The organism is Chondromyces crocatus (assembly GCF_001189295.1).
Classification (GTDB): domain Bacteria; phylum Myxococcota_A; class Polyangia; order Polyangiales; family Polyangiaceae; genus Chondromyces; species Chondromyces crocatus.
In genome coordinates this window covers 2543500-2566358 of record NZ_CP012159.1, presented here as the reverse complement: position 1 = coordinate 2566358, position 22859 = coordinate 2543500, and the positions used below count along the sequence as shown (strand labels likewise).

18 protein-coding genes are annotated in these 22859 nt (G+C 67.8%); 10 read left to right on the top strand and 8 right to left on the bottom strand.

What is annotated here, in order from left to right; translation table 11 throughout:
- Positions 1-162: 162 nt before the first annotated feature.
- Complete coding sequence (gene galE / locus CMC5_RS09530; protein WP_050430099.1) at positions 163-1134, bottom strand: UDP-glucose 4-epimerase GalE; 972 nt, start codon at positions 1132-1134, stop codon at positions 163-165.
- 72 nt (positions 1135-1206) lie between these two features.
- Here galE and CMC5_RS09525 point away from each other — a divergent pair, with 72 nt between their 5' ends.
- Both CMC5_RS09525 and CMC5_RS09520 read left to right on the top strand, forming a co-directional pair.
- The gene (locus tag CMC5_RS09525; RefSeq protein WP_245678380.1) at positions 1207-2199 is read left to right on the top strand and encodes an SGNH/GDSL hydrolase family protein; all 993 of its coding nucleotides are present in this window, start codon (positions 1207-1209) and stop codon (positions 2197-2199) included.
- Between the two features lie 81 nt (positions 2200-2280).
- On the top strand, positions 2281-3669 hold the full coding sequence (locus CMC5_RS09520) for an O-antigen ligase family protein (protein ID WP_050435816.1): 1389 nt from the start codon (positions 2281-2283) through the stop codon (positions 3667-3669).
- Between the two features lie 15 nt (positions 3670-3684).
- On the opposite strand, the gene CMC5_RS09515 is transcribed toward CMC5_RS09520, so the two are convergent.
- Positions 3685-4416, bottom strand: coding sequence for a sugar transferase (locus CMC5_RS09515; RefSeq protein WP_050430098.1), 732 nt, complete (start codon positions 4414-4416; stop codon positions 3685-3687).
- Positions 4417-4482: 66 nt separating this feature from the next.
- Here CMC5_RS09515 and CMC5_RS09510 point away from each other — a divergent pair, with 66 nt between their 5' ends.
- From CMC5_RS09510 to CMC5_RS09485, 6 genes are all read left to right on the top strand, one after another.
- Positions 4483-5151, top strand: coding sequence for an ATP-binding protein (locus CMC5_RS09510; RefSeq protein WP_050430097.1), 669 nt, complete (start codon positions 4483-4485; stop codon positions 5149-5151).
- A gap of 63 nt (positions 5152-5214) precedes the next feature.
- A complete protein-coding gene (locus CMC5_RS09505; protein WP_050430096.1) occupies positions 5215-5514 on the top strand; it encodes an STAS domain-containing protein in 300 nt (99 codons plus the stop codon).
- Between the two features lie 131 nt (positions 5515-5645).
- Entirely contained in the window at positions 5646-7229 is a 1584-nt protein-coding gene (locus CMC5_RS09500; RefSeq protein WP_050430095.1) for a GumC family protein, read from the top strand.
- Complete coding sequence (locus CMC5_RS09495; RefSeq protein WP_063796525.1) at positions 7222-8805, top strand: CpsD/CapB family tyrosine-protein kinase; 1584 nt, start codon at positions 7222-7224, stop codon at positions 8803-8805. The genes CMC5_RS09500 and CMC5_RS09495 overlap by 8 nt, the downstream gene beginning before the upstream one ends.
- Positions 8806-8839: 34 nt before the next feature.
- Positions 8840-10255, top strand: coding sequence for a hypothetical protein (locus CMC5_RS09490; RefSeq protein ID WP_156338393.1), 1416 nt, complete (start codon positions 8840-8842; stop codon positions 10253-10255).
- Between the two features lie 59 nt (positions 10256-10314).
- The gene (locus tag CMC5_RS09485) at positions 10315-12387 is read left to right on the top strand and encodes a glycoside hydrolase domain-containing protein (RefSeq protein ID WP_156338392.1); all 2073 of its coding nucleotides are present in this window, start codon (positions 10315-10317) and stop codon (positions 12385-12387) included.
- On the opposite strand, the gene CMC5_RS09480 is transcribed toward CMC5_RS09485, so the two are convergent.
- The 6 genes from CMC5_RS09480 to CMC5_RS09455 form a co-directional block, all read right to left on the bottom strand.
- The gene (locus tag CMC5_RS09480) at positions 12357-14057 is read right to left on the bottom strand and encodes a SpoIIE family protein phosphatase (RefSeq protein ID WP_050430091.1); all 1701 of its coding nucleotides are present in this window, start codon (positions 14055-14057) and stop codon (positions 12357-12359) included. The genes CMC5_RS09485 and CMC5_RS09480 overlap by 31 nt on opposite strands.
- A gap of 96 nt (positions 14058-14153) precedes the next feature.
- Positions 14154-15485, bottom strand: a complete 1332-nt coding sequence (locus tag CMC5_RS09475; protein WP_082362349.1) for a nucleotide sugar dehydrogenase — start codon at positions 15483-15485, stop codon at positions 14154-14156.
- A 74-nt stretch (positions 15486-15559) separates the two neighbouring features.
- Positions 15560-17041 (bottom strand): oligosaccharide flippase family protein, encoded by a 1482-nt coding sequence (locus CMC5_RS09470; protein ID WP_245678379.1) that lies wholly within the window; start codon positions 17039-17041, stop codon positions 15560-15562.
- A 2-nt stretch (positions 17042-17043) separates the two neighbouring features.
- The gene (locus CMC5_RS09465) at positions 17044-17667 is read right to left on the bottom strand and encodes a polysaccharide biosynthesis/export family protein (protein WP_050430088.1); all 624 of its coding nucleotides are present in this window, start codon (positions 17665-17667) and stop codon (positions 17044-17046) included.
- Between the two features lie 153 nt (positions 17668-17820).
- Positions 17821-18672 (bottom strand): TatD family hydrolase, encoded by an 852-nt coding sequence (locus CMC5_RS09460; protein ID WP_245678378.1) that lies wholly within the window; start codon positions 18670-18672, stop codon positions 17821-17823.
- A 45-nt stretch (positions 18673-18717) separates the two neighbouring features.
- Positions 18718-19440, bottom strand: a complete 723-nt coding sequence (locus tag CMC5_RS09455) for an EboA domain-containing protein (RefSeq protein ID WP_169796489.1) — start codon at positions 19438-19440, stop codon at positions 18718-18720.
- Between the two features lie 135 nt (positions 19441-19575).
- Between CMC5_RS09455 and CMC5_RS09450 the strand changes: the two genes are divergently transcribed.
- Together CMC5_RS09450 and CMC5_RS09445 are read left to right on the top strand one after the other, a co-directional pair.
- Positions 19576-20931: a PQQ-dependent sugar dehydrogenase gene (locus tag CMC5_RS09450; RefSeq protein ID WP_245678377.1), complete on the top strand. Its 1356-nt coding sequence runs from the start codon at positions 19576-19578 to the stop codon at positions 20929-20931.
- A 106-nt stretch (positions 20932-21037) separates the two neighbouring features.
- Positions 21038-22852 (top strand): MYXO-CTERM sorting domain-containing protein, encoded by a 1815-nt coding sequence (locus CMC5_RS09445; RefSeq protein ID WP_245678376.1) that lies wholly within the window; start codon positions 21038-21040, stop codon positions 22850-22852.
- The last annotated feature ends 7 nt before the right edge of the window (positions 22853-22859 follow it).

Genomic DNA, 22859 nt, shown 5'->3' with positions numbered 1-22859 from the left:
GCGCCAGCCCGACCGCAGGTGAGACGCGCTTCTGAGACGCCTCCCCTAAGCCCCTCGCCCCCCGTGTCCTGACCTCACCCAGCGCCCGCCCGTGTCCGCGTCGGAGAGGCTCTCCACGCCCCCCCGGGGTCGCGTCGGAGAGGCTCTCCGCGACGCTGCCCTTCATGTGCGAGACCGGAGCGCGTCCTCCAGCAGTGTCGGCAGATCCGACCGCTGCGCCTTCCACCCGAGCACTTCCTCTGCACGCCGCGGATCCGCCACCAGCGAGGAAGGGTCGCCTGCCCGCCGTGGTCCCACGCTCCGTGGAACCGCACGACCCAGTACCCGCTCCGCCTCATCGACCATCTCACGCACGGTGCTGCCCTGCCCCGTCCCCAGGTTCAGCGGCCCCACCGCGTGCCCTGCTGCAAGACGATCGAGCGCCTTGAGATGCGCGCTCGCCAGATCCACCACGTGGATGTAGTCGCGTTCGCAGGTGCCATCGCGGGTCGGGTAGTCTTCCCCGAACAGGGTCAAGGGCGGACGACGACCGAGGCCGGCGTCGAGCATGAGCGGGATCAGGTGCGTCTCCGGATCGTGCGCTTCGCGAAGCTTCCCACTGGGGTCGGCGCCGGCGGCGTTGAAGTAGCGCAGAGCTGCCCAGCGCAGGCCGTAGGCGCGGCCGTAGGCTTCGAGGGCGTGCTCGAAGGTGAGCTTCGAGGCGCCGTAGGGGTTCACGGGGCGCTTCGGTGCGTCTTCGGGGATGGGGACCGCTTCGGGCTCTCCGTAGACGGCTGCGGTGGAGGAGAACAGGATGCGCGGGACCTCGGCGACGCGCGCTTCTTCGAGGAGCGCGAGGGCACGGACCACGTTCACGTCGAAGTAGAGCGCGGGGTTGGTGACGGACTCGCCGACCTGGATCTTCCCGGCGAAGTGGACGATGGCGTCGACGCCACGTCGGCGGATGAGGCTGCCGACGGTCGCGCGATCGCCGATGTCGCCGCGGACCACCTCGACGCCTTCGGGGAGCTCGGGAGACGTGCCGGCCGAGCCGTCGTCGAGGACGACGACATCGCGCCCTTCACGCGCTGCAGCCCACACGAAATGCGAGCCGACGAAGCCGAGACCGCCGGTGATCAGGGTGACGGAGGGCATGGGGCCAGGCTACACGAGGCCCGAGGCCGTGTGCTATCTTCCGCTGTCCGTGCACGGGGAGCGTCGATGCTGATGATGAAGAGAAACAAGCTGCTCGTTTCTGCAGGAGCGCTCGCGCTGGCGTTCGGGGCATTGCTCCTTCCCATCCAGCCCGCGACCCCGGCCACGACGTCACCTCCTGCACCGCCGCCGCCTCCGAAGCCGCCGGCGCTGGATCTGTCGAGCTTCTCGGATGCGAACCCGGAGCAGCCGGTGGATCTGCTGTTCATCCACCACTCGGTGGGTGGGCAACTCCTCACCGATTCAGGGCCGGGGAAGGAGCTGATCCCGGACACGAACATCTACGTGAACCACCCGAATGGCGGGGGGCTGCGCCGCAAGCTGGAGGCGGCGAGCTACAAGGTGCACGAGGCGGCGTACAAGAGCGCGGTGGGGGACAAGACCGATCTCTTCGACTGGTTGCCGAAGTTCCGCGGTCAGATGGACCAGGTCCTGCGGGTGGCGATGCACGACGAGATGCTCCCGGAGGGGATGAAGAACCGGGTGGTGATGTTCAAGTCGTGTTACCCGAACAACCGCTTCCGGACGATGGGGGATGCGCCAGGGAACCCGGACGGGCCGGATCTCACGGTGTGGAACGCGAAGGCGTCGTTCCAGGCGCTCTTGCCGGAGTTCGCCAAGCAGAAGGACACGCTGTTCGTGTACCTGACGGCGCCGGCGAACGTGCTGAAGAACCCGAAGGTGCGGCTGTGGAAGCACCTGGCCAAGCGGGCGCTGGGGAAGCCGACGGACGCGGAGATCGCGGTGGATCAGGCGGCGCTGGCGCGGGAGTTCAACGGGTGGATCCGGTCGCCGGAGGGGTGGCTCAAGGATTATCCGGAGAAGAACGTGGTGGTGTTCGACTTCTACGACGTGCTCACGGACGGGGGTTCGTCGAACTTCTCGCAGTACGGGTCGGAAGGGGGCACGGACAACCACCCGTCGAGCCAGGGGAACGAGCGGGCAGCGGTGGAGTTCGTGCCGTTCCTGAACCGGGCGGCGCGGCGCGCCGGGATCATTCCGTAGCGTTTCGACGAATCCGGGGGGCCGGAGGAGGGTCGTCCCTGCCGGGGCGCCCCTCGGGTGGTGTACGGTGGCAGAGCCACCATGGCGCTCCCCGGGGTCATCCTTCTCATCATCTTCATCTACGGTCGGCCGCAGGAGTTCAACGAACGCCTGGCGACGCTGCCGTTCCTCTACCTGTGGCTGGGCATGGCCTTCGCCGGGATGGGGGCGGAGATCGGCATGGGGAAGGCGCGGCTGAAGGCGGCGCCACACCTGAAGGCGTCGGTCTTCATCCTGTTCTGGAGCCTGTTCACGCTCGGGATCTTCAACCCGTCGGAGCTGTCGGGGAACGCTGTGATCATCAGCGTGACCTGGATTCTGTTCTTCGTCGTCGGACACTCGACGGAGTCGCTGAAGGGGTTCCAGAAGCTCACGGGGACGGTGCTGGCGATGGGGCTGTTCGTGGCCACCGTCGCGGTGCACCAGGGGTTCTCGTCGTTCCAGTGCATCGCGATGGTGCCCATCCCGGGAGCGCGCGCGGACACGGGGATCCCGGACGGGCGCTCGTGCGATAGCTACCGGGACTGCCGCGACGATCCGACGGCGGATCCGGAAACGGAGTACCTGTGCGAGCGGATCGGGCTGTTCCAGACGACGACGATCACAGCAGGGCGGGTGCGCTGGCGCGGGGTACTCCAGGATCCGAACGAGCTGGCGCTGACGGCGGGGATCTCGCTGCCGTTCGCGTTCGCGTTCTTCGAGCAGAAGCGGACGTTCTCGCGGCTCTTGATCCTCGTGTACGCACTCCTGATGATCGGCACGTGCATCGTGCTGACGCAGTCGCGCGGTGGGCAGCTCGTGTTCACCACGGTGCTCGGTGTGTACTTCATCAAGAAGTACGGGTTGAAAGGGGCCGTCATCGGGGCGGTCTGCGCGCTGCCGCTGATCCTGCTCGGCGGGCGTGGTAGCCAGGAAGCGGAGGAGAGCGCGAACGAGCGGAGCGAGATCCTGGCCGAGGGGCTGATGATCTGGCGGGCGTTCCCGCTGACGGGGTGCGGGTTCAGGCAGTTCACCGAGCACTTCTGGCTGACGGCGCACAACGCCTACTTGCTGGCGATTTCGGAGCTGGGGCCGTTCGGGTTCTTCGCCTGGCTGTCGATGATCTACCTGACGTTCAAGATCTCGCTGACGGCGCTGAAGCGGTACGAGAACGTGCCGGGACCGACGGCGGCGTCGATCAAGGCGTGGGCGACGGCGCTGATGGCGTCGTTCGCGGGGATGCTGGTCGGGATCTTCTTCCTGTCGTTCACGTACCACTACGTGCTGTGGATCTACTTCGGGCTGTCGTCGGCGCTGTACTTCGCGATCCGAGGGGCGGATCCGACGTTCAAGGTGCAGCTCGACCGGAAGGACGTGTTCCGGATCATCGGGATCGAGCTCGCGCTCGTCACGGCGATCTTCGGCTACGTGAAGTCGAAGGGGCTGATGTGACGACGGTGAGGTGGTTCAGCGGCCGAGGCCGAGGACCATGACGAGCGGCGTGCGAAAGATGATCTTCAGCTCGAGGGGCAAGTAGGCCCGGAGGCTCTCGAGCGAGGCAGCGTAGGCGAGGTCGAAGAGCAGCTTCATGCGCATGTCGTCGGCCTCGGCGCCCTCGGCTTCGTCGAGCTCGAAGGGGTTGGTCAAGGTGCCCTCGAAGGCGGCGACTTCGCTGTCGGGCGCGGCGCGTCCGGTGTACCCGAGCGAGACCTGGGCGAGGCCGGTGATGCCAGGCTTCACGTCGCGCATGCGCTCCTCGAAGAAGGGGATGGCCATGGCGAGGTTGACCAGCAGCTCGGGGCGCTCGGGGCGCGGGCCGACGAGGCTCATCTCGCCGAGGAGCACGTTGAGGAGTTGGGGCAGCTCGTCGAGGCGGCTCTTGCGCAGGAAGCGGCCCACGCGGGTGATCCGGGGGTCGTTCTCCTGCGCGAGGACTGCGCCCGTGTACTTCTCGGCATCGACGCGCATGGAACGGAACTTGCGCATCTCGAACTCGACGAACCGTGGGTAGGCGATCCCGTCGCGCACCTCCGTCCCGATCAGCATGCCGGCGCGGCGCTGCTTGTAAAAAATGGGGCCAGGCGACTCGGCATAAATGGCGGCGGCGATGACTGGATAGAGCGGGAGCGTCACCGCTATCCCGACCGCTGAGCCGAGCACGTCGATGGCGCGCTTGGCTACACGAACGCTGGGGTTCACAGGTCTACCTTGTAGCTCAGTTCTCCTGTACCGTGGTAGGGTCCAAGCTTGGATGGAGGTGTAGGCGTGATCCGACTCCGCGTGCCTGGCTCGCTGACGTATCGGCACCTCGCCCTCCGCGTGGTCTCGGCCGCTTGCCGCATGGCGATTTCCCAGCGTTCAGGGGTGATGTCTCCGGGACGCGATGACGCCGGGGGAAAAGCGATCGAGGCCGATCCGTTCGACGCGCTCGCGCAGGGGCTCGGCGAAGACGGCGAGGACGATGCGCCGGAGAGCGGGCCGACGCGGTTGGCCGCGGTCGAAGATCTCGGGACCTTCGATCCCGATGAGCCGCTCTCGGACGAGGAGTTCGAGGCGCAGACGCTGTCCGCGGTCGGCGAGGCGTTCAACAACATCGCCATCCACGCCTACCGCGTGGGAATACCCGGGCATGTCGACATCGAGATCGAGTCTGACGAGGGCGGAATCATGATCTGCCTCATGGACACGGGCTCCAGCTTCGAGCCCGGGCAAGTGATGGCGCCCGACATGACGGCACTCCCCGAGTCGGGCATGGGGCTGTTCATCATGAACTCGTTCATGGATGAAGTGGACTATCGTCCGGGCAATCCGAACGTGCTCCGCCTCGTGAAGCACCGAGATCCTCGCGGTAGCCCCGCGGGTGAAGGGGGGGAAAGCCCGCGCGGTGGCACAATGAACGCGCGGGGTGCTGCTCCCACGGCGGGAGCAGCCTGAGGCAGTTATCAGCTAGGGACGACCCAGGAAGCCCAGAACGCACAGCCAGGGGCATCAGGATCAATGAGCTACAAGCGGACCGACAATGGTGAAGTGACCGTCGTGCAGATTGATGGGACCCTCGACGCGGTGACCGCGCCCGAGTTCAGGACGCTGGTGGACGAACTCGTGGCGGAGAACCGCAAGGACATCACGCTCGAGCTGTCCGGGCTGCGGCTCATCGACAGCTCCGGGGTTGGCGTCATCGTCTCGCTGTTCAAGCGGGTCCGCGCCAACGATGGGAAGGTGAGGATCGTGGGGTTGAGGGATCAGCCCCGCGCCATCTTCCGTCTCCTCCGGCTCGATCGGGTGTTCCCCACCTGAGGCCGACTTTCTCCTCGGGTTGGCGCCCCGACGGCCGGCGTCTACGATAGTCAGAGGAACTCTTCCCAACGGACGGGAGCAGCGCAGGATCAGCGCCGCGATGCCCTCGACCCCTTTCCGCGCAGCCGGACATGGATAGCCAGACCTTCAAGAGACACTCACCCCCGCCCCCCGCGCCGGAGGGGCCCCTCGCCTTCGGAGCCGAACCACCGCAAGCCGCAGGCCCTCAACCGCCGAGCATCGGTGGGATGATCCGGCGGACGCTGGCGCACTGGTACATCGCGGTGATCGTCGCCGTTCTCGGGGCCGGGATGACGGCGCTGTACGTGAAATCGCGTCAGCCCGCCTATCGGTCGGAGACCACGATCCTCTACCGCGAAGGCGTGCGCGCGGCACTCGGGCCCGACGGGCCCGATCCGCTGCGCACCCTGTCAGGACGGCTCAAGGAGACACTGCTGGCGCGCTCGAACCTGGAGAAGATCGTCACCGAGTTCGAGCTCTACCCCGACGTGCTCCAGAAGCGGGGGATCGTGGACGCGGTGGACCGGCTGCGCAGCAAGGTCACCTTCCGGGCGAAGTCGCCCGATACGTTCGCCATCTCGTTCGAGGGGATGACGCGCGACGAGGCGCAGATCGTGACCGCTCGGCTCGCAGAGCTGCTCGTCGAGGAAACGGCGCGGGTGAAGCAGTCGCAGGCGAAGATCACCACCGAGTTCCTCATCGCACAGCAGAAGCAGGCGGAGCAGGAGCTGGAGAAGGCAGACAAGGACCTGGCGCAGTTCCTGTCACAGCACCCGGAGTTCGCACAGGAGACGGTGCAGCCGACCGGGGTGCAGTCCGGTGCGTCCATCCGCGCGGAGCAGCGGCGGGCGACGGAGGGAGATCCGATGCTGGCGGCGCTGGAGCGGCAGATCCCGCGGCTCCGGAGCCAGCTCAACCCCGCGGCGCCGGCGCCCGGGAGCCCCGCGGCCGCGGCGGCGCAACCACCGGCAGCGCTGACGCAGCAGAAGTCTCAGGCCGATCAGGAGCTCGCATCCGCGCGGCGAGATCTCGCAGACAAGCAGTCGCGCTTCACGGACTCGCACCCCGATGTGCGGACCGCCTCCACGCGGGTGGCGACGGCGGAGGCCGCGGCGCGCAGGGCGGAGCAAGCGCTCGCGTCGTGGCAGCCGGAGCCTCCTCCCGAGGCACCAGCAGCTGCAGGAACGGCGACGGCGAAGGCCACGACGAACAAGGCGGCGGTGCAGGCGCAGCTCTCTCAGCTCGAGCGGGAGATCTCACAGCGGAAGAAGTCGCAGCAGGCGCAGCAGGGGCAGGATCCGTCGGACGCGGCGCAGCAGATCATCAACGTGGAGGCGGAGTGGTCCCGGCTGACGCGCGATCAGAACCGGGCAAGGATCCGGCTCGGAGATCTCGAGCAGAAGGTGTTCCGCGCAGAGATGACGGCGAACTCCGAGGAGGGCGGCTACGCTGCGCAGATCATGGTGCTCGATCCGGCGTACAAGCCGACCTCGCCCTCGACGCCACCGCGCTCGATGATGGCGCTGGGCGGCCTGGCGGCGTCTTTCTTGATGGGGCTCGCGCTCGCGGCGGCACGCGGCATCGTGCTCGATGATCGTGTCTACGGCGTGGAGGACATCGAGCGCCTCGGACTCGCGCCGGTCCTCAGTGTGGTACCGGCCGCCCCAGGGCGGCGATGGAGGCTCCGTGGCTGAGCCGATCGAGGCGGGCAAGCCCGCCCCCGTGGCGTCGCTGGAGAGAGCGCTCGATCAGGTGATCGATTTTCTCGGACGTGTGGAGCACGCGCCCCGGGCGCGGGCGCTTGCGATCGAAGCGCGGCGGCTGCGGACCATCGTCGGGAAGTGGCGCTCGATCGAGCCTCCCGAGGACGTGCGCGAGGAGATGATCGCGCGCGTGCTGCGGCTGGCGAACGATGCCGAGGAGGCGATCGCCGAGGCGCACGCGGGCGCGGGCAGGCAGCCTTCGTCGCCCCAGCTCACCGCGGGGCGGAGCATCGACGCCGACGCGGCGCGGGCGGCACAGCGGAGGGGCTCCGCGCCCGTGCTCGATCTCGGGATGTGGGGTCCGGGTCAGCAGGAGTCGAAGCCGGACGCGCGGACCGTCGAGGTCAATCGGTTCACGCCACCGTCGGTGCCGCGCTACGAGGGGCGCGCTCAAGGAATGCCTGCGATCCCGGATCTGTCACCGGGAGCGCAGCCTCCGCGCCCTGCGACGCCCTCGCGAGGGATGCCGTCGAGCGAGCAGCCCTTCGTGATGCCATCAGGGGGGCCACGGGTCCCCTCCCTCCAGTTCGAGCGGGTGGCGCAGCCCAGTCCGGAGCCGGAGGTGCTGGAGGGAGAGCTGATCGATCCCCCACAACCTCCGCGGATGCCGCGACCGGAGCCTCGGACCACGTACGAGGCCGACGCGAGCACGATGGAGATCGCGGGCTCGCCCGTCCTTCAAGCGCAGCGGGAGGTCGCGCAGCAGAGCCCTCCCTCGCTGAGGCTGGACCACGATGCGTCGCCGCCCTCGTACGACGAGATGGCGACGACGCTCTTCGCGGTGCCGAGCGGGATCAAGAACCTGAGCGCGCTCAGCGTGATCCCGGCGCAGCGCCCCGAGGGGCTCGATCCCAACCTGGTCATGATCTCCGAGCCGTACGGGAAGCGAGCCGACTCCTTCCGCGCACTGAGGCGCAAGCTCGCGGCCGGGTCGGCGCGGATCATCGCGATCACGAGCGCGAAGCCACAGGAAGGGAAGACGGTCTGCGCGATCAACCTGGCGCTGGCGCTGGCGGAATCGAGCCCGCGCAATGTGCTGCTGGTGGAGGCGAACATCCGCAACCCGGGTCTGGCGGCGACGATGAAGTTCGAACCACAGCTCTGCTTCACCGAGCAGCTCCGGCGTCACCGGAAGGACGAGGACGAGCCGTGGGTGGTGGTCGAGCAGACGACCACCAAGCCGACGGACGAGGCGCCGGGAAGCGGGACGACCCGGGGTGGCGTGGTCCACATGCTGGCGGTCGATCCTCGCGCAGAGCGCCCGCCGATGCTCGACGCGGTGGCCTTCGCCAAGGGCATGGAGGGCCTGAAGCGGACGGGGTACGAGTACATCATCGTGGACACGCCGGCGGTGCTCGGCACGCTGGACATGCAGATCATCGGCGATGTCGTGCACGGGGTGATCTTCACGACCATCGTGAAGCGGTCGACCCGCAGACCCCTGCGAGACGCGATCGCGCAGATCAAGCCGGCCCCGGTCCTCGGGGTGATCGTCCTCGAGGGCTGAGGGCTGTCGCGCAGCCGTGATACCGTTCGTCTCCATGCGTCGGGTCAGTGCGCGGTGGGTCGAGGTGGCCACCCTGGTGGGTGCGCTCCTCGTCGCCCGTGGCGGAGCGGCGCAGAACCTGCGCGTCCACGGGGTCGCTACGGCCTCGGTCGGCGTTACCGACAACATCCTGTCGACGCCGGAGAGCGAGGAGCCCGAGCCGGGTGAGCCGGCGGCGCCCGCGCTGGCCCGAGAGGCGGATGGGTTCGGGGTGCTCAGCCCTGGGCTGGTGGCGCGCTACGACACGCCGCGGACCTCGCAGACGCTCCGCTACACGTTCATCGCCAACCTGTTCTTCCGGCACTCGGAAGCGAACTCGTACACGAACACGCTGACGTACGCGGGTCGGGTCATCACCTCGCCGACGACGCAGCTGAGCTTCGGTGCGGTCGCCGCGCAGGGCCAGCTCAACACGTTCATCCGCGATCAGGGATCGGGGCAGACGCCCATCGAAGCGCTCCCCGGCGGGGGGATTCCCTTTCTCCAGGGCGCGCTGAACCAGGGGTTCACGAAGCAGATGTCCCCCACCCTCTCGCTGTCGGAGGCGCTGGCGTTCATGGTCTACGCGCCCCAGACCGAGACCCCGCTGCGCAACTACACGGGGACGGGGACGCTGTCGGCGCATCGCTACTGGAACCACGATACGGGCGCGATCTTGCTCAGGAGCGCCTACACCCATTTCGACAACGTCAACGTCGCCACCGCAGGCGAGGAGCCGCGCTTCGTGGGGCGCGACCAGCTGGTGACGACGCTCGCTGCGAGCTGGATCCACGACTACGGGCGCTACTTCTCTCATCAGCTGGATCTCGGCGTGAGTCAGGCGACGGACCTGAACTCGCCCTACGGGCAGCTGTGGCAGCCCGTGGGTCTGGCCGCACTGCGGTACACACGCGCCGAGGTGCAAGCCGAGGCTGCGTACTCCCACACGGCGGCTCCCAACGTGTACCTGGGACAGCTCTCGCTGCTCGATCAGGTGTCGCTGCGCGCGGCCGTGCCCTTGAGTCATGCGGCGCGCCTGAGCGCGGTCGGGTCGGTGGGGTTGCAGCGCAACTTGCCCATCGTGCAGGGGGAGCTGGGCAACGTGATCACCATCTGGCTCGCGGACGCGTCGCTGCAGTGGGTGCCTGTGCGGACGGTGCCCGAGCTCCGGCTGGCGCTCCGTTACCAGCACATCAACCAGGTGTCGGAGGTCGCGCAGATCGTTCGGAACTCGCTCCTTCTCTCGGCCACGTTCACGTTTCCGCAGGACCGGGAGGCGCAGTCGCAGATCGCCATGACCCAGCCGTTCGGCGATGGTCAAGGTGAGGCGCGGAGGCGCCCCACACCGACGCCAGCGTCGGAATCGGAAGAGGAGCAGCAGCCGTCCGAAGGGCGGCCGCAGCGGGGGCGACCAGCTGGAGGCACCCCGTGAGCGCTCCAGCGGGTCCAGGCGAGCACGACGAAGAGGCGAAAACAGGGGGGACGAGGCCGATGCGGTGGATGGGAGCGGGGGTGCTTCTGCTGCTGAGCGCTGGTCTGGCGGGAGAGGTGGCGGCAGACGAGGGGACCGCTCCGAAGGAGGCGCCCACGAGGACGTCTGCGTCCTCCGGGACGACCACGGAGGTCCCATCGGCGCGAGGAGAAGCGGGCGATCCGCTGGCAAAGACCGAAGCGGTGGTGTGGGCCGCGGGCGAAGGCGCGCGGATCCTTCGGGGCGAGGCGCGCTCCCCGCTGTCGCGCGGCGAGGGGAACTGGATCTGGCAGCCTGGAGAACCGATCCGCATCGCCGCGCTCCGGGGCGAGGTGGTGGGCTTCCAGGTGGTGGTGACGGCCCAGGATGCGCCGCTGGAAGGTGTGGAGGTGACGATCGAGCCTCTCCGTCACGAAGGAGGAGCGCCGGGTCGCCTCGAACCGGAGACGTTCGTGCAGCACTACGTGGAGGTCAAGGCGCGCTCGCGCAACGCTCAGCACCCTGCGGAGTCGCTGGGTTGGACTCCCGGGGCGCGCCCTCCGGACACGGACGTGACGGGCTGGCTCCCCGATGCGCTGATCCCCCTGAGCGCGCGCACGGCAGGCCTGGGACGGGGGCAGGGAGCCGGAGGCGAGGGCGCACCAGGCCGAGCCTTTCCTTGGCCACTCGCCATCGCCCCGCGGCAGAACGGCGCGATCTGGGTCGATGTGCTGGTGCCCGAGCAGGCCGCAGCAGGGCTGTACACCGGCAAGGTGCGGACGACCGCTGGTGACGTCGCGCTGGGTGGCCTCGACGTGCAGCTGACGGTGGCGGACGCCGTGCTGCCATACCGACCGGTGAACGTGTTCGCGTATTACGACGCCTACCAGATGGCCAATCGGCTCGGCGACAGGACGCCAGCGGGCGCGACAGCGTCCGAGTCCCAGGTGTGGCAGCTCTTGCACCAGCACCACGTCGACGCGCTGCCACCACTGACGCGCCCGGACGAGATCGAGCGGATGCGCGCCGCGCTGGATGGGTCGCTGTTCACGGAAGCGCACGGCTACCGAGGGCCCGGTGTGGGCGTGGCGCCGGCGGTGCTCGCGCTGGGTACGTACGGCGATCTCGGGGAGCCGAACGCCGAGACACTGGCGCGCGCGGAGGCGCTCGCGGAGCGGGTCCCGGAGGCCATCCGCGAGGTGTTCGTCTACGCGATCGACGAGCAGTGCGACAGTCCGCGAGGACCCGGCTGGAAGAAGCTGCTGCAGGGCTCGAAGATCGCGGGGCGGGTTCGGGTGGGTCACACGTGTGGCCGCGATCCGAGCCGGCAGGACGTCGACGTGGTGATGGTGCCGGCGCAGCGGTTCGACGCGCGCACGGCGCGGGCGGCACGCGCTCTAGGGAAGGAGGTGTGGGTCTACAACGGGGCCTTGCCCCAGGCTGGAACGTTCATGATCGATGCACCGATCACGAGCCTGCTGGCCAATGGCTGGATCGCCGCTTCCTACCCGGTGGGGCGCTGGTTCCTGTGGGAGGTGGGGTTCTGGCACGACGGGAATCGCGGTGGGAAGGGGCCCATCGATCCGTTCGTTCAGCCGGAGAACTTTCACAACGATGACGGCGATGCGTGCCTGGGGGATGGGATGCTGCTCTACCCGGGGACGCAGGTGGGGGCCCAGGCGACGGGCTCGCTGGGGCTGCCCGGGGTGATGCCGTCGCTGCGGCTGAAGGCGCTGCGGCGGGGGATCCAGGACGCGGGGTACGCTGCGCTCGCGCGCGCGGGCCACACCGAGGAGGTGGACGCGATCCTGGCCAAGGTGATTCCAGTCGCCCTGCAGGATGCGGACTCGGCGAGGCCAGCAGCGTGGCCACGAGACGGCGCGGCGTTCGCGGCGGCGCGCGAGGCACTCCGAGCGTTGATCCCGGCAGGAGCCCGCCTGGAGGCCGAGGCGGCCCGCCGTGTGCTCGCCGAGGCAGCGGACGCTCGCGAGGCACGCACGGGTGCGGTGGCGGTCCAGGAGCGGCGGTGGTGGCCCTGGGTCGTGCTGGCACTGGCCGTGCTTGCGGGCGTGCTGGCGATCGCTCAGATGCGGCGGGCGAGCAGGAAGGCCTGATCGTCTTCCGGGAGCTGATCTCCCCGGAACTCTTCGAGCATCTGGGCGAGCTTCTCGGAGATGACGGAGATGGGCCGGCCGGTGCTGGCGGCGCAGAGCCGCGCAAAGCCGGCGCCGAGGGCCTGCTCTCCGAGCATCTGCTTGGAGGAGTTGCGCAGCTCCGTGAGGCCGTCGGTGTACATGACGAGGACCTCGCCCGGGGCGAGGACGCTGGGGTGGGCCTCCATGGGCACCGGGCCCATGCCGAGCGCCGGGTTCACGGCGTTCTGAAGCTGGCGCGGCGTCGCGGTGCCGTTGGCCACGAAGGCCGGCGGGTGTCCGGCGTTCACGCACTCCATGCGCCCGGTGGCCGGGTCGAGGGCGATGACCACCATGGTGACGAACGAGCTCTCTGGCAGGTATTCGCAGAGGTAGGCGTTCAGCTTGTCCATCATGCCGGTGACGCCACCGCCGGAGTCGACCGTGGCGCGGATCATGGTGTGAACGCTGGAGCAGACCAGCGCGGCCTGCAGGCCCTTGCCGCAGACGTCGGCGACCGCGAGGAGAATGCGGCCGTCGGGCATGGGGACGATGTCCACGTAGTCACCGCCGACCCAGCGGCAGGGCTCGAAGCCAATGGAGACGTCGATGCCGCGGAAGTCGTGACGCTTGGGGACGAGTTGGCGCTGGATCTGGTGCGCCATCTGCAGCTCGCGCTCGATGGCGGCGTGCTCCTGCGCGTGGCGCCTCGCTTCCCAGGCCGACTCGGCCTGCTGGAACACCTCCGCCGCGAGCGCGATGAGGCCGAGCCACTCGACGCTCCCGAAGTCGGGAGGGAGCGTGACGTAGAGCAGGTTCATCATCTGCTCGTCGACGCGCAGCGGGCAGCAGACCACCCAGAGCGCCATCACGTCGCGCGACATGGTGAGTTCCACGGTCGCGCTGTCGCTCACGAGGTTACCGGCCAGCACGGGCTCGCGGGTCTCCATCACGGCCGCCAGCACGCGGCGCGAGATGTAGGGCGGCGCGCTCGCGTCGTCACGCCGCAGTCCCTGAAGGTAGAAGGGACGGTGCGGGCCTGAGAGGATGGTCAGCGCGCCGTTCTCCCGGAGGCGGAGGGCGAGCGCCATGCTGCCATGGAAGTCATCACGCACCATGAGCTGGCAGAGCGCGTCGAAGCGCTCCGCCGGTTCCTCGATGCCGAGCAAACGGCGCGAGAGGTCCATGAGGGTGAAGAGGTGCTTGGCCGCGATCCGCGGGGGCTCGAGCTCGCCGAGCTTGCGGATGGCGGTGGGCTTGTCTTCCTCGAAGTGGACCCCGCCGCTGTCGATGCCCAGGCGCGGCGCGCGCACCGGGAGCTGGAACTCGATGGTGTAGTCACCGATGCCGATGCGGTCGGCAGGCTTGAGGACCTTCTCGTTGATCCGCTCGTCGTTGACGAGGGTCCCGTTGGTGCTGCCGAGATCGCGGATCCACCAGCGCCCGAAGGGGTCGCAGAACAGCTCCGCGTGTCGCCGTGAGACGGTGTAGTGGTCGAGGGTCAGCTGCACGCCAGGCGCGCGGCCGATGACCACGTGGGACTCCGACAGAGGCCGCCGAACCGGCGGCGCGTCGCCCAGCCGGATCTCCAGGTACCCCTTCCACTCCGAGCTGGATGGCGCGGGCACCAGGCTGTCATCGAGCGGCGGCATCGTCCCTGTTCTGGGTACCGAACCGGCGCGCGCGCATCAATGGGGAAGGGAGGCGAGCCTCGCCGAAGGGCGGGATTCGTCCTCCCACGGGCCGATCTAGGCCTTGACGACCTTGGGGTTCACCTGACGGAAGACGCCTCGGGTATCGACGATGAGGCTGGCGTGCTCGAGCACGAGGCCATAATCGACGACCGAGTGATCGGTGACGATCACCACCGCGTCGTGCGCGGCGAGGGTCTCGGGCGTGAGCGGCAGCGACTCCATCGGCTGGAGGTGAGGCCAGGAGCGCATCGAGGGCGTCCGCGGGATGTGGGGATCGTGGTAGCTCAGCGACGCGCCCAGCTGGCGAAGCAACTCGAAGACCTCGAAGGCCGGGCTCTCGCGCGGATCGTCGATGTCCTTCTTGTAGGCGACGCCGAGGACGAGGACCTTCATGCCCTTGATCGGCTTGCCGCGCTCGTTGAGGGCGAGCTGTAGCTTGTTCACCACGTAGTGCGGCATCTCCACGTTCACCTCGCCAGCCAGCTCGATGAACGCCGTCGAGGCACCGTACTCGCGGGCCTTCCAGGAGAGATAGAAGGGATCGAGCGGAATGCAGTGACCGCCCCAACCCGGGCCGGGGTTGAACCGCATGAAGCCGAACGGCTTGGTGGACGCGGCGTCGAGCACCTCCCAGACGTCGATGCCCATGCGGTCGTAGACGACCTTGAGCTCGTTCACGAGGGCGATGTTCACGGCGCGGAAGATGTTCTCGGTGAGCTTCGCAGCCTCGGCGGCGCGGGCCGAAGAGACCGGGATCGTGCGGGCAATCGCTTGATCGTAGAGCGCCTTGGCGAGCGTCAACGAGTGCGCGTCGACGCCGCCGACCACCTTGGGGATCGTCGTCGTCCCGTAATCTCGGTTGCCGGGATCCTCACGCTCCGGCGAGAAGGCCAGGAAGAAGTCCTTCCCTGAACGCAGCCCCGACTTCTCCAGGATGCCGCACACCAGCTCGTCGGTCGTGCCCGGGTAGGTCGTCGACTCCAGCACGACGAGCTGGCCCTTGCGGAGGCGCTCTCGGATCTTCTCCGCGGAGCCTTCGACATAGCTCATGTCGGGCTGGCGCTGCGGCGTGAGCGGCGTGGGAACGCAGATCAGGATCGCGTCGGGCTCGTCGAGGCGTCCGAAGTCGGTGGTGGCGAGGAAGCGGCCCGTCTTGGCTGCCGCCAGCACGCGGGCCGGATCCAGGTGCTTGATGTAGCTCTCGCCTGCGGCCAGCGCCTCGACCTTGCTCGGGTCGACGTCGAAGCCGAGCACCCGGAAGCCCTTCTCGATGAAGGCGAGAGCGAGAGGCAGGCCGACATAGCCGAGCCCGATGATGCCCACCAGGGCGCCCTGCGAGGTGATCTTGCCGAGAAGCCCGTCGACCACCGTTTGCGTTTCTGACATCTCGATCTTCTCCGTGATTTATCGGGCACGCTATCACACGCCGAACGGTTCGGCTGCCGCTCACCGCTGAATGATCACGATCGCCCTCGACGGAGGACGGAGCGAATCAGCCCCAGGAAATCGCGCGAAACCGCTGGCGCCACCACCAGCGCGGCCAGCACGAATGCGGCAGCACCAGCAATCACCTCCGTGCTCAGCCGGACGCCACGCGGGAGATCCCCGAAGCGAGACATCCCCATCCTGGTCGCGAGCACCGCGGCGACCATCGGAACGCACGCGAGCAGCGGACGCGCCAGCGGACGCGCCATGTCGAGGTACCGCACGCCACTCACATGGTTCACGAGCGCCATGCTCACCAGGGCATGGATGCCGAACGACAGCCCCACGCCGGCGCACGCCCAGAGCGGCCCGCCCAGGACCCCGAGGGCCCAGACCCCGCCGACGATCCCGCCGACCTTCATCCACTCCAGGATCATGATCGAGCGGGTACGCCCGTGCACCTGGAGGTACGAGGCGATCACCCAGCCGACCGGGCGGGTCACGCCCAGCGCGGAGAGCACCATCAAGAGCGGGCCGGTGTCGTACCAGGTCGGGAGGAACACGGTGTCTTGAAGGATCGTCGGTGCCACCGCCCCGAGCCCGACGGCCAGCGGGAAGACGATGAGCGACATCAGGGTGATCGAGCGGATCAGCGCCGCAGGCCTCCGCTCCGGCTCGAGCTTGGCGAACGAGGGCACCAGCACGTCGCCGATGCGCTCCCCGACCTGGGACGCTGGGATGTCTGCCAGGTTCCACGCCAGGTTGTAGAGCCCTCCAGTGCGCTCGCCGAAGAGCCGCAGCATCACCAGGTTGTCCCAGCGCTGGGAGCCGAAGTTGGCCAGCGAACCGAGGCTGATGGGGATGCCGAAGGACAGCATCCGTTTCGCCTTTTCTTTGGAGAAGGGGCTGATCGTCAGCCACTCACGGTGGTCGACGGCGGGGAGCGTGATCACCACCCGCACCAGCGCGCGCAGCAGCATGCCGGCGATGATGGCATTGCCGCCCCAGCCTCGGATCGCGAGCGCCACCGACGACACGGTGTACGTCAGCTCGCCGATCGAGTTGCGGACCGCCACCTCCTTGAACCGCATGTCCCGGATCATCAGCCGGTCGGGGATGTACGAGAGCCGCTCGATGACGACCGCGACCAGGCACCCCGACAGGTACGGCAAGAGGGCAGGCTTGCCGAAGAAGTGCGCGATGGGCTCCCGAAGCAGGAACACGATCCCCACGGAGAACAAGCACGCCGTCAGGTAGTAGACGGTCGCATTGAAGATGGTCTGCCGGTCCGCGTCGGGGTGAGAGACGAGGTACTGCCCGAGCCCGAGCCCCGAGGCGAAGTACGCGGTGTACGCCACGGCCTGCGCACCACCGACGGCGCCCATGATGTCCGGCGCGAGATAGCGCGTCAGGAGCACCGTGCCGGCCAGCCCCATCACCCGGCCGCCGATGCCGGTCGCGATGGTCCACATCGCGCCGATGACCGTCTTCTGAGCGAGCGCGCTCGGTTTCGCCACGATCAGGGAACGTACACCGTGTCACCCGCCTTGAGCACGAGGTCTTGCTCCGGGTGCTCGCGCGAAACGATGGAGTCGTAGTTGATCGGGATGTGACGGAACTTCCCTGGCGCGTCCATGCGGATGAGCAGGATCTGGTCCGTCGAGGCGAACTGGTTCGGCCCGCCGGCCATCGCCAGCGCCTCCGAGACGGAGACGTAATAGGTCGACGTGAAGATGCCCGCGTGCGCCACGTTGCCGCTCACCACGAAGCGGTAGCTGTTCACCGAGGTCACCGCGATGGTGACGACGGCAGTCTCGTCCTTCACGAACTCCGACAGACGCTTGGTGATCGCCGCGCGCACCTGGCTCGGGGTGCTCCCGGCGACGAAGACATCACCGACGAGCGGCAGGGTGATGATGCCATCGGGGCGTACCAGCGCGCCGCTCGACAGATCAGCCATGCGCCACACGTTGATCTGAAGGCTGTCGCCCACCCCGATGACGTACTCGTGGGCTCTCGGATCGAACTCCTTGGCGTAGTTGGCAGAGTCGTACACGTAGACGGGTGCACAACCCGAGAGAGCGACCAGCAGGGGTGCCACGATCGAGAGAAGGCGGCGGGTAGAGAGGGCGAATTCAGCCATTCTGAAGCCATGCAAGCATCGCAGGAAGGTCTCCTGCCGCCAAGTGGGAATGTGCCCGGGGAGGCTGGCGCGATGGCGGAGTCGACCACGGCGAACACGTGGCATCCGTTGGCGTCGCATTCCGCGTCGAGGTCCGGGTCCCCCCCACGCGGCTCAGCGGATCTGCGGGCTGGGGGCGCGCACGAGCGTCCCGGCGTGGCCCCCCCGCTGGCCGAGGAGCGCCGCCTCGCCATGCTCGACCGGATCCAGCTTCCCGCTCTGCGCGAAGAAGGCGATCGGATTGCCCCACAGAAGCATCTGCACCACGTCCTCGGCCAGCCCCTGGGCGCGCATTCGGTCCGCCAGCTTCGGGACCTGGAGGGGATCGCTCGCGCTCCAGTCGGCAGCGCTGCTGACGAGAATCCGGTTCGGACCATGACGCCGGATGGCGGAGGCGACGCGCTCTTCCCCCATGCCCGTCGAGGCACCCAGCAAACACCCGGCCCAGCAGCGCGTGGCGAGAACGAGTGGCAGCGTCTCCTCGCTGGCGTCCTCGATGAGCACCCACTCCTCAGGAAAACGGTGTTCGCGGAGAATGGCCAGGCTCCGCTCCGTAGCGCGCTTCTTGTCCCGAAGGGGCGTATGGACGAGGAGGGGCAGCTCGTTCACCCTGGCGAGTTCGATCTGACGAACGAAATAGTGCTCTTCGTCCGTCGAGAGGTCCTCGAAGCCGACCATCCCCACCGCGACCACCCCCTCTTTGGGGAGATAGCGCGGGAGCAGCTCGACGACGCCTTGTGCGACGCGCCCGTTGTTCGCCTCTCGCGGATTCAAGGCCAGTGCGCACAGATGGCTGATCCCGAACTGGCTCGCACGGTATCGCTCCCACCCGAGCAGCGACGCAAAATGGTCCTCGAAGCTCCCCACATGCATCCGAGGCTGACCGAGCCAGGACGACGGCTCCAGGACCACGGAGACGCCGGCGGCCTCCATCGCCTGGTAGTCGTCCGTGGTCCGAAAGGACATGTGAACGTGGGGCTCGAAGATGCGCATGGTCTCGCTGACGTTGCCTCAGGAAGCGTCGAGGAGAAGGTTCATGTCGGTCGGCACGGTTCGCCCCGATGCGCGGAGTTCGCCGGCATAGTCGGAGGCCATGCGCATCAGCTCCACCGAGCGGCGGCGCTCCAGGCCGATGATGCGCTCGAGGGCGATGCCGAAGGCGAGCGCTTTGAGCACCAGCTGATTGAACTGAATCTCCTGGAAGTTCTCCGCCGGATACGGGTTCTCGCAGGCAATGGCCTCGAAGACGGGTCGCTCGTTGCTGCGACACGCATCGACCGCGAGCGCGACGAACCGCTGGGGCATCACGAGGAAAGGCAGCGCGCGAAGCAAGGCCTGCCGCTCCCGGGTCTCTCCTTGACGATGCACGTCACCGAGCAACCGCTCGATCTCGGAGGGGGCCAGCCGCGAAGAGACGACGGCGAGCATCGCTGCGCGGCCGAGCTGGTCGAGTGGCCAACCATCGATGTCCCAGGTGACCCCCGCCTTGTGCAGCACCCCGCGCTCGGCCATCGTGAGCTGGATCGCCTCTTTCCCGAGCCACCTGGATGCTCCAGCCAGCTCCGCCAGAAACCCCTCGTGATCGAACTCCGGAAGCGTCTGAAACGACGTCGGGATCAGCCCCTCTGCGAGATGCACCCCCGTGATGACCTCGACGCGCTCGCGCCAGCGACGGCCTCCAGGAGGAATGCGCCGGGATAGAAGCTCGAGGAGCAAAAGGGAGTGGTTGCGCATGGCTGTCGTTGCCTGGTTCGGCGGCCCTCGTCGTCGTTGAGCGATGATCTTTGGTGATCTTGCTGAGCGAGCAGCGGCTCGACAGCCTGGAAAGTATTTACCAGCACGTTGCGTCATCGGGTAGGCTTCTGGCTCATGATGGGGACGAAGCTTTCTCTCTTGCGCTTGACGTGGATCGCGCTCGGCGCTGCCGGGGCCGCGCTGGCGTTGAACGCTTGTGGTGGTGACGATGGCGGGACGAACACGACGAGTCCGACAGGACCCGGCGGAGGCACCACGACGACGACCAGCGATGGTGGTGGTGGTGGCACGGGAGGTGCCGGGGGTACGGGTGGAGATGGCGGAGGGACGTCATCCCTCGTGGACTGTGACCCGGCGACCGGAGCCCTCCCTCCACTCAAGCTCACTGTGGTCGCGAACGGCTTCGATCGCCCCATCTTCGTGGCCAGCGAGCCCACCGATCCGGAGCGCCTCTTCGTGGTCGAGCAGCGCGGCAGGATCCGGCTGATCGACCGTGGCACGGTCCAGGACGAGCCATTCCTCGACATCAACGACGTCATCCGGCCCCCCGGCGGCGGCGGCGACGAATATGGCCTGCTGGGCTTCGCCTTCCACCCGAATTACGCAGCCAATGGGCGATTCTTCGTCTATTACACGTACACTCAGGGCCAGGACCTGATCTATGCCGTCGCGGAGTACCATCGCTCGCAATCGAACCCGGATCTTGCGGACAAGAGTTCTGGGCAGGTGATTTTCGAGATTCCTCCCGGACCGGACCACCCCCATTATTACAACCATAATGGCGGCGCTCTGGCGTTCGGCAGCGACAACTTCCTCTACATCGGCGTCGGTGACGGTGGGAGTGGTGGCGATCCGAACAACAACGCCCAGAACCTCGCTCGACGCGAAGGGAAAATTTTGCGGATCGACGTCGATGCTCCGCAGACGGCGCCCCAGGGCAACCTGCCGGGAGGGGATCCCTTCATCTGGGATTACGGCCTGCGGAACCCCTGGCGCATGAGCTTCGATGCCTGCAACGGGGACCTCTACATCGGCGATGTTGGTCAGGACCGGTGGGAAGAGATCAACATCGAGCGCGCAGGTCAGGGGCACAAGAATTATGGCTGGCGTCTCAGGGAAGGCGACGCCTGCTTCAATCCGTCCATGAACTGCCCCACCGATGGCCTGACCCCGCCGGTCGTTGCGCTCAGCCACCAGACCGACGACGCCGTGTCCATCAATGGTGGTTTCGTCTACCGAGGGAGCAAGATTCCTGCACTGCGAGGGACTTATCTCTTCGGCGATTACAGCCGAAACTGGATCAAATCGCTGGTGTGGCAGGACGGCACGCTCGTGAGCCAGGGGGATCTCACCGCGGACCTGGAGTCCAGGAACACCCTGCAGGCCATGTCCTCGTTCGGCCAGGACGCGGCCGGAGAGGTCTACGTGGTCGATCTGGCAGGCGCGATCTTCCGTATCGAGCCAGAATGACGATGAGCCCTCGCCGATCCGGGCGAGGGTCCTCGATGTCTTTGCATCCCTTCATCGAATGAGCTGGAGCCCACCGGCAGCCCGTCTGCCGGTGGTGAGGCAAGTCATGCACGCGAACAGAGCTTCTTTCGGCATCCTGCTGGCGCTCACCTCCCTCAGCGGTAGCGCCGCGGCGGGACTCGCGGATTTGCAAGGCACGAACCCCGGCGATCTACCGAACGGCGGCTATTTCAGCCCCGCGGAGCGCTGCGCCACGTGCCACAAGACCTCTGGCAACCAGCCGCCGCAGTGGCGTGAGCACATGCCCGTCGACACCTGGGCAGGCACGATGATGGGCAACGCTGCGCGCGACCCCGTCTTCTTCGCAGCCCTCACCGTGGCCAACCAGGATTTCCCGGGGATGGGTACCTTCTGCATTCGCTGCCACTCCCCCACGGCCTTCGTACGAGGGCACGCCACCCCTCCGGACGGGAGCGGCTTCGACCCCATTCCCGCCGAAGGGCTCATCGACACCCAGGGCGTGGGCTGCGACACCTGCCACCGCGCGACCACGCTCGCCGATCCTCAGGATCCGAACTTCCCCTACTACCTGGGCAATGCGCAGCTCCTGTACGAGGACGATCCCAGCGGCACGAAGCGCGGCCCGTACGCCGACTCCAGCTCGCCCAACCATGGATCCATGCAGGAGCCCAACCTCGCCGACTCGCGCTTCTGCGGGCAGTGCCATCAGGTCACCAACCCTGAAATCATGCTGCGTGACGCCCAGGGAGTCCCGACGGCAATCGAGTTCCCGCTCGACACGACCTACGAGGAGTGGGCCGCAAGCGATTACGCCAACGACGCGCAGCAGACGAGCTGCATCGATTGCCACATGAAGCGCGCGAGCGGCAACCTGCCGGTGGTGAACATCTTCGATCCCATCCTGCGGACCGATCCGCGCGACCACGTCATCGTGGGCGGCAACCACTGGGGCATCCAGGCGGTGATGGCCGCTCCCGCAAACGCGGAGCATGTCGCGTCGAACCAGCAAGCCTTCCAGCTCGCGCTCACCAAGACCCTGGAGAGCTTGCAGAGCGCCGCCGCCGTGACGCTCGTGGACGCCCCCGCCGAGCTCTCACCCGGGCAACCCTTCACCGTCCGTGTCCGTGTCGAGAACCTCACTGGGCACAAGTTCCCGACCGGCTACGCAGAGAGCCGCAGAGCGTGGGTCGCCGTCGCGCTGGTCGACGCGAGCGGCGCCGAGCGCACCCTGGTCGGCGGCTACGACGAGGCGACCGGCGAGATCGTGGAAGACCCGCCCACGCACGTCTACAAGGCCGTGCACGGCAAGTGGAACGCCGCCCTCGAGGTCGGTGAAGCCGAAGAGCACCTCGCGCTCCACGACATGATCATCTCGGACACGCGCATCCCACCGAAGGGCTTCGTCGCCTCCGAGACCACCCTGCCCACCTCGGAAATCGACTTCTCCGACGGCAACGGTGGCTACCGCCACTTCGACGAAGTGGCCTTCACGCTCACCGCTCCTGCAGACGCAGCGGGCATGCAGACGCTCTCGGCGCGCGTCTACTACCAGTCGATGACCCGCCATTACATCGAGTTCCTGCGCGACCAGAACGTGACCGACGATCGCGGGATGGAGCTCGAAGACATCTACCGGGCGACCGGCGAGGCCCCCCCGATCCTCGTCGCTCGAGCCGAGTCCCCTGTCGATCTGGGCGGCTCGAGTGGTCCTGGAGGGGGTGGCGCGGGCGGCACGGGTGGCGAAGCGGGCAGCGGGGACACGCCTGTCCCGCCCGGCTCCGGCGACGAAGGGGGCTGTGGGTGCCGCGCCGCAGGCGCCGAGGATGCCGGCCCCTGGGCCGCGGCGACCCTCACCGGGCTCGCTCTCCTCGCTGCCTCACGGCGCCGCCGACGCCACTGAACACCCC

Excerpts from the sequence above, each read along its gene's own strand:
- CMC5_RS09485 (WP_156338392.1), top strand. The coding sequence starts at position 10,315 with ATGCGGTGGATGGGAGCGGGGGTGCTTCTGCTGCTGAGCGCTGGTCTG.
- CMC5_RS09500 (WP_050430095.1), top strand. The coding sequence starts at position 5,646 with ATGGATAGCCAGACCTTCAAGAGACACTCACCCCCGCCCCCCGCGCCG.
- CMC5_RS09465 (WP_050430088.1), bottom strand. The coding sequence starts at position 17,667 with ATGGCTGAATTCGCCCTCTCTACCCGCCGCCTTCTCTCGATCGTGGCA.
- CMC5_RS09505 (WP_050430096.1), top strand. The coding sequence starts at position 5,215 with ATGAGCTACAAGCGGACCGACAATGGTGAAGTGACCGTCGTGCAGATT.
- CMC5_RS09460 (WP_245678378.1), bottom strand. The coding sequence starts at position 18,672 with ATGTCCTTTCGGACCACGGACGACTACCAGGCGATGGAGGCCGCCGGC.
- CMC5_RS09525 (WP_245678380.1), top strand. The coding sequence starts at position 1,207 with ATGATGAAGAGAAACAAGCTGCTCGTTTCTGCAGGAGCGCTCGCGCTG.
- CMC5_RS09455 (WP_169796489.1), bottom strand. The coding sequence starts at position 19,440 with ATGCGCAACCACTCCCTTTTGCTCCTCGAGCTTCTATCCCGGCGCATT.
- CMC5_RS09520 (WP_050435816.1), top strand. The coding sequence starts at position 2,281 with ATGGCGCTCCCCGGGGTCATCCTTCTCATCATCTTCATCTACGGTCGG.
- galE (WP_050430099.1), bottom strand. The coding sequence starts at position 1,134 with ATGCCCTCCGTCACCCTGATCACCGGCGGTCTCGGCTTCGTCGGCTCG.
- CMC5_RS09445 (WP_245678376.1), top strand. The coding sequence starts at position 21,038 with ATGCACGCGAACAGAGCTTCTTTCGGCATCCTGCTGGCGCTCACCTCC.
- CMC5_RS09490 (WP_156338393.1), top strand. The coding sequence starts at position 8,840 with ATGCGTCGGGTCAGTGCGCGGTGGGTCGAGGTGGCCACCCTGGTGGGT.
- CMC5_RS09475 (WP_082362349.1), bottom strand. The coding sequence starts at position 15,485 with ATGTCAGAAACGCAAACGGTGGTCGACGGGCTTCTCGGCAAGATCACC.
- CMC5_RS09450 (WP_245678377.1), top strand. The coding sequence starts at position 19,576 with ATGATGGGGACGAAGCTTTCTCTCTTGCGCTTGACGTGGATCGCGCTC.
- CMC5_RS09480 (WP_050430091.1), bottom strand. The coding sequence starts at position 14,057 with ATGCCGCCGCTCGATGACAGCCTGGTGCCCGCGCCATCCAGCTCGGAG.